General features: G+C 34.3%; 2 protein-coding genes. Both read right to left on the reverse strand.

The features are described from left to right. Window positions 1–165 precede the first annotated feature (165 nt). A complete protein-coding gene (locus tag ACI3VO_RS02385) occupies window positions 166–474 on the reverse strand; it encodes a hypothetical protein (RefSeq protein WP_439756375.1) in 309 nt (102 codons plus the stop codon). A 35-nt stretch (window positions 475–509) separates the two neighbouring features. After that, window positions 510–1,591 (reverse strand): hypothetical protein (locus ACI3VO_RS02390; protein WP_439756376.1); only part of this gene is annotated, 1,082 nt, incomplete at its 5' end.

Raw genomic sequence — 1,591 nt, forward strand, 5'->3', positions numbered from 1 at the left:
AATTACAGAAATAATAATTTGCAAAATTATCTTAAACTCTAAATTCTATCTCTTCCCATCCTTTTGTAGAGCAAATATACTACTTAGTAGTCATTGTCCAAAAAGAATTGAAATAAATTAATCTGTTAATTAGTGTTAAAACACGCACAAATTTTTATCTTCTTCTCAGAAAGGGGTTCTAGCAGACATGATTTCCTTAATCTTAACAGGGATGTTTTTATCATCAATACCAAAGGTAGGAAATTGACTACATCCATAAGCAAAGTCGGAACATACTACAGCAAGACCTTTTGCTAAGTCTTCTGGTAAATCATTACCTAGAATCTTTCTTATAATTTGATAGTGAGTCGTGTCTGGCTTCTTACTCTTTATTTTATCGGTTAGATAACATATTAAAGAGATAAGGGCAAACTTGGTATTAATATCTGGATTTAAATACCCAAGAGAGAAATATCTACTATAAAGTCTCTGCATATCAGCATATGGAGGAGTGTTGATAATATCCATAGTTATTCGAACCTATATCCTTTACTATAATAGTGGGCAACAAGTCGTAGTAACATCTTAAACTCATCCCATCCTTTTCTGAAATCTGCTCTGGACAGTCTATATACCTTAGTATAGTACTTAGGAATAGTAGATACTACTAAGCAGTTTGATAGGACTTTACAAGAGTCCATATTATAGAACTTCTTTGCTACTAGGGTCATTAGCCAACTGTAAAGAGCTAGTTCTCTATGATAATGAAATCTTTCAAAATTACCTGAGAACTCAGAAACAATCTTTCCTATTGTCTTTACATCATTTACAGTAACAGTATTAGTTTCCGAATCTATAGTATAATTATCTAACTTGGCCTTTATCCTCAGCGTAAACTCATCATAATTAGGAACCTTTACTCTAACGTCTAAGAGGATAGCTTGCTCATTTTCAGAAATAGGATCTACTAGTAAGCCTTCTGGATTGAGGAGCTTTTGAATAGTACTATTTTCTTTTAGTGCTCGAACACACTCCTGTACTCTCTCAATGCTTTTCGCATCTAAATAGATGGGAGTAATATCCTTACTTGTACTGTCCTCGTATCTCTTTCTACATTCCCAGTACGGCGTACAAGTAGAAATCACTGCATTTATTCTGTCAGCATTCATCTTGTCTTTATAATATCCGATTTTATCGGAGGCTTTAATAACTACGTCATCACAAAGACTCCCGTCTAAGTAAGACTTATATAGTTCATCAGCCATAAATCCCATCTTAGCTGTAGGCCTATCTACCGATAAAGCTAATTCAAACAGCTCAGGCTGAAGAATTAGCTCGTGCACAGCACTTCCAAATATTAGCGCATCACTATACTTGTTGTGCTTACTAAGACCCTCAAAGAAGGCATCAGGATCATTATCCTGACTTGGATTTATTAAAGACAGTCTTGAATTGCTTATATATCCACCAAACTTACTACTAAAGTATTCAGCATCACTGATTTTCTGAAGTCGTAGAGTATCCATCAAAGGAGTTATCTCTATACTATTTAGATAATTACTGTCTAGTGTCATTGTATAAGTTCTCTGAAATAAGGAAACATTGTCTCCCT

This window comes from Intestinibacter sp. (genome assembly GCF_051866655.1).
Lineage (GTDB): Bacteria > Bacillota > Clostridia > Peptostreptococcales > Peptostreptococcaceae > Intestinibacter.

What these genes read in the sequence shown, in the direction of transcription:
- ACI3VO_RS02385 (WP_439756375.1), bottom strand. Translation starts at nt 474, where the DNA reads ATGCAGAGACTTTATAGTAGATATTTCTCTCTTGGGTATTTAAATCCA.